Genomic DNA, 4,820 nt, shown 5'->3' with positions numbered 1-4,820 from the left:
TGGGCGGGTTTGCCGTATCGATGCTCGCCGCAATACTTAACAACAGTTTCTCGGTCGCCACGCACTGCATCGCCTCGATGCCATTGCGCGTCAGGTTCAGCAATACCTGCTCCAGCAACACGCGATCGGCCAGCACGGTCGGCAAGTCGGGCTGGATATCGGTCTTGATTGAGACGAAGTATTGCTGCGCCTGCAGTTCCACCAGCGGCGTGACACTGTCGATCAATTCAGCGATGGTGATGGCGGTGCGCATGGGTTCGCGTTTTTTCACGAAGGTATGCACGCTGCGTATGATCTGGCCGGCGCGTTGTGCCTGTGCCTGGGCTTTTTCCAGCGCGTGGGTCAGCAGATCTATATTGATTTCCGCTGCCCTGGATTTGTCGCGCGCCAGCATGTTCAGGGCGCCGGTGGTGTAACTGGAGATGGCCGCCAGCGGCTGGTTCAGTTCATGCGCCAGCGTCGAGGCGATTTCACCCATGGTGGCCAGGCGTGCGCTGGCTTGCAGTTTTTCCTGCTGCTGGCGGTTCAGGTCTTCCACCCGTTTGCGCTCGGAGATATCGAGTATCGAACCCATCCAGCCGGTTTGCTTGCCGCCATCGTCGACCAGCGGCGATTCGTATATCAGCACCGGGACGCGGTGGCCGTCGGTATGCTGGAATATGGTTTCAAATCCCTGCGGCGTGACGGTGCCGGCCACGACTTGCGAAAAGCGGCGCTGATATTCGCCCATCGCTTCCGGCGCCCAGTACGGCATCGGTGGCGCATGGCCGACGATATCTTCCGCGGCGATCCCGACCATTTGCGAAAAAGCCGGATTCACATAGGTGACGCGCCCATCCAGATCGCGTGCGCGCAAACCGGTGATCAGCGAATTTTCCATCGCGGTACGAAAGGCAATTTGTTCGCGCAATGCAGTTTCTGCCGCCAGGCGACGATTGATGTCGCGCCACAGTGCAATCAGGCTCCATGCCAGACCCAGCGCCAGCAGGATGACGATATCGACCAGCAGGCTGGGCAGCAGTTTGGGGGCGCTCCTGGTGCTGTTGGTGCTCAGCTTCAGTGATGTGCCTGGAAGATTGAGCGCGCGCCGGTGTGTGTACACGCCGCGTCCGGCACCGCCCGAGGCGCGTTTGTGTATGATCACATCGTCCGTGTTGGTCAGCGCAATTTCATTGTCTTGCGCGAACCACCATGGAACCATGTCGTCGAGGATGCTGGAAACCAGGTAGCTGGCAATGATGCTGCCGGCATATCTGTCACCGACAAAAAGCGGTACATGATAGTCGAACATGAGCGGACCGCTGATATCCGCTGCCGGCTGGCTGTACAGCGGAGTGCGCGTGGCGCGCGCACGTTCATCGGCTCTTCTTGATGGTGCCGACAATTCATTTTTCGTGATCAGGGTTTCATCGGTCGATGCAAGCAACTTGCCGTGCGCATCAAGTTTGATGATGCGATGGATTTCATGGTTGCTGCGGATCAGGTTGCTCATGCGATCCTGCAGGCGTGCGCCGTTCAGATAACCACTGATGATTTCCGACGCCATCAGATTCAGGCTTTCTTCATTGCGCTGCAGCTTGAAGCGTATCGTTTGCTCGACCCACAGGGAGTCCGCGATCAACTGTTCCTGGCGTTCGCTGGCTTCCTGCTGTTTTTCATGCAGCGGCAACCAGATCAGGGTGGTCAGGAACAATAGCGCCAGAAACAGCGGGATAAGCCAGCGCCACGCCTGCTTGCGGCTGGGGAAACCGAAACCGGCGGAGCGTGATTGATTTGGTATCATAAACAATTATATAAAAATCCACCTTTCAACGAAGCTGTTCAGGTGGACTTTCGCAAGTCATTATGGCGTCGCATGCGCATCCATGCTGGGGTATTCAAGGCGATGCCGCTTATTCCGTGCGAAGACGATGTGGTTATCCACACTTGTGAGGACGTGTGCGACTGCGCATAGTATCAATAAAATTAAATCCGGGGCTTACTGATCGCACGATGAAAACAGCAATGAAAATGCATTTGTTTTTGCTTGGCCTAGCATTGGCGATGGTCAGTGCAATTGTATCTGCGCAAACCCCGATTGTGATCAAGTTCAGCCACGTAGCTGCCAGTGATGCGCCCAAAGGCAAGGCAGCGTTGCGCTTCAAGGAACTGGTGGAGCAAGCCAGCCGCCACCGCGTGCAGGTTGATGTCTATCCGAATAACCAGCTGTACAAGGAATCGGATGAGCTCGAGGCATTGCAATTGGGCGCGGTACAGATGCTGGCCCCGTCGCTTGCCAAGCTGGCGCAATTCGGTGTGCCGGATTTCGAAGTGTTTGATTTGCCCTATTTGTTCGCCAACAGGGAGGCGGTATCCCGTGTGACTGAAGGACAGATAGGCAAGGCTCTTTTGAAAAAGCTGGAGTCCAAAAGCATGGTTGGACTGGCTTACTGGGACAATGGCTTCAAGATCATGTCGGCGAACAGGGCATTGAAAATGCCGGCTGATTTCATCGGCCGGAAAATGCGCATACATTCTTCCCGCGTGCTGGATGCCCAGATGGATGCATTGGGCGCGATCCCGCAGATACTGGATGCAAACGAAGTGTATTTCGCATTGCAGAGTGGCGTGGTGGACGGCACAGAAAGCTCGCCTGTCAATTTTTACGCCAGAAAATTGTACGAAGTGCAAAGCCATGTAACGGTGTCGAATCACGGTTATCAGGGCAGCGCCGTCATCGTCAACAAAAAATTCTGGGATGGCTTGCCTTTCGATCTGCGCAACATCATCGATGCGGCAATGCGCGAGGCGACGTCATACGGCAATGCCTTGGCCGAGCAGGAAAACGAGGCTGCGCTTGCACTAATCAAGAAGTCCAGGAAAGTAAGCGTGCATACTTTGAGCGACAAGGAAAATGCGGCATGGCGCCATGCGTTGCTGCCGGTGCGTAAAGAGCTGGAAAGCAGGATCGGTAAAGCGGTCGTGATGGCGGTTGCCAGGGAAGCCGAGGGGCGGCGTCCGGGCGCCCGCTGATTCCCTCATCCTTTCCCATAAGCCCGGTTGCATAAAGCCGGATATTCGCTGCCCGCACCTGACGGGCATTTTTTGCCTGCAGGCACAGACTATTCCGCAATTTCAGCTCTGAAAACAGTCTCCGCTGTTCGCTGTACTATCCTCATTTTTCAGATTGCCTGTCAGCTTGCATCGCTCCATCCATCAATCTTTGTTGCCGGCCACAGATAAAACGTTTAGTCTGGCTCGCGAAAGACTGGTGAAAGGTTCGCTTGGTAAAATGAGCGGCTTGAACTGCTTTCGGTATGATCAGATAGATAGAGTGCGCGGATAATGCTACAGGCATATACTCACCTGACATTTGTATCCATACGATAGTGTGACGTCCTTTTTATTTGCAATTTTGATAAGATGTGCGGGCAATGAGGTCGGGATAGCTGGTGTTCCGGCTGGAGTTTTTCCAATAATTATTAAGTCAGGAGACGAATTACATGAACAATAAATTTCTGAAGTCGATAGTCGGATTTGCCTTGTGTGCCAGCTCCTTTGCTTATGCTGATGCCGCTTACCCAAATAAAACCATCACGATGGTGGTGCCTTTTGCTGCCGGTGGTCCAACCGACACAGTGGCGCGCCTGGTTGCGCAGTCGATGACGACCACGCTGAAACAAACCGTGATCGTTGAAAACGTTGGCGGTGCCGGCGGCACGATAGGCGCGGCGCGCGTGGCGAAGTCGCCTGCGGACGGCTACACGGTTTTCCTGCACCACATTGGTCAATCGACTGCTCCTTCGCTCTACCGCAAGCTGAGCTATAACGCGATCGACGATTTCGAACCGGTCGGTTTGATCACCGACGTGCCTATGACTTTCATCGCACGCGGCGATTTTCCGGCTAAGGATTTCAAGGAATTGCTGGCTTATGTAAAAGCCAATAAAACCAAGGTGACTTACGCCAATGCAGGCGTGGGTTCGGCTTCCCATCTGTGCGGCATGCTGTTCATGACAGCCATCGATACGGAATTGACCACGGTTCCTTACAAGGGCACCGGTCCTGCGATGAACGATTTGCTGGGCGGTCAGGTTGATTTCATGTGCGACCAAACCACCAATACAACCAGCCAGATCAAGGGCGGCAAAGTCAAGGCGTATGCAGTGACGACAAAAACCCGCGTGCCTTCACTGCCTAACATTCCAACGATGAGCGAAGCTGGCTTGCCTGGTTTTGAAGTTGCAGTCTGGCATGGTTTGTATGCACCTAAAGGCACACCAAAACCTGTCATTGATACGCTGGCTTCCGCATTGCAAGTAGCCTTGAAAGATGCAACAGTCAAACAACGCTTTGCCGATCTGGGCACGGAGCCGGTTGCTGCCAACCGCGCCACACCGGAAGCCTTGCGCACGCACCTGAAATCTGAAATTGCCAAATGGGCACCTATCATCAAAAAAGCGGGCGTTTACGCAGACTGATAGCAACGCATAGCAACATCAATAGTAAAATGGCGTAAATAAATGACGAGGTGCTCCGGCCCCTCGTCATTTTGAATATGGGCCTGGCAATTTATTCATTGCCATTGATCTTTTGCAGTAGAAGGTACTTGCTCGGCGCTTGAGTAACATGCGCCCAGCCATCAAGTTTCAAGAGAAGGGGAGCACCTTGCCATCATTTATTCGACATCCCAAGGATTTCTGGACCGGGATTATTTTTCTCTTCATCGGATTGTCCGCGATCATTATCGGTCGCGATTATGCAATGGGCACTGCCGGGAAAATGGGCCCGGCCTATTTCCCCTCCATTCTGGGCGGCTTGCTGGCGTTGATCGGATTGGC

3 protein-coding genes and 1 pseudogene are annotated in these 4,820 nt (G+C 54.1%); 3 read left to right on the top strand and 1 reads right to left on the bottom strand.

The window, feature by feature from the left end; genetic code table 11:
* Positions 1-1,783: PAS domain S-box protein (locus Q7T06_RS10000; RefSeq protein ID WP_304784196.1), on the bottom strand; the 1,783-nt coding region annotated here is incomplete at its 3' end.
* A 221-nt stretch (positions 1,784-2,004) separates the two neighbouring features.
* On the opposite strand from Q7T06_RS10000, the gene Q7T06_RS09995 reads away from it, so the two are divergent.
* The 3 genes and pseudogenes from Q7T06_RS09995 to Q7T06_RS09985 all read left to right on the top strand — a co-directional run.
* Complete coding sequence (locus tag Q7T06_RS09995) at positions 2,005-3,012, top strand: DctP family TRAP transporter solute-binding subunit (RefSeq protein WP_304784194.1); 1,008 nt, start codon at positions 2,005-2,007, stop codon at positions 3,010-3,012.
* Between the two features lie 470 nt (positions 3,013-3,482).
* Positions 3,483-4,460 carry a tripartite tricarboxylate transporter substrate binding protein BugD gene (locus tag Q7T06_RS09990; protein WP_304784191.1) on the top strand — a complete coding sequence of 326 codons (978 nt, stop codon included), beginning with the start codon at positions 3,483-3,485 and terminating at the stop codon, positions 4,458-4,460.
* 148 nt (positions 4,461-4,608) lie between these two features.
* Positions 4,609-4,820: pseudogene (locus tag Q7T06_RS09985) on the top strand (hypothetical protein); the annotation flags it as partial.

Source organism: Herminiimonas sp. (assembly GCF_030645555.1).
GTDB lineage: Bacteria > Pseudomonadota > Gammaproteobacteria > Burkholderiales > Burkholderiaceae_D > Oxalicibacterium.
Note: the sequence above shows the minus strand (reverse complement) of the source record. Positions and strands in the feature narration are given on the sequence as shown.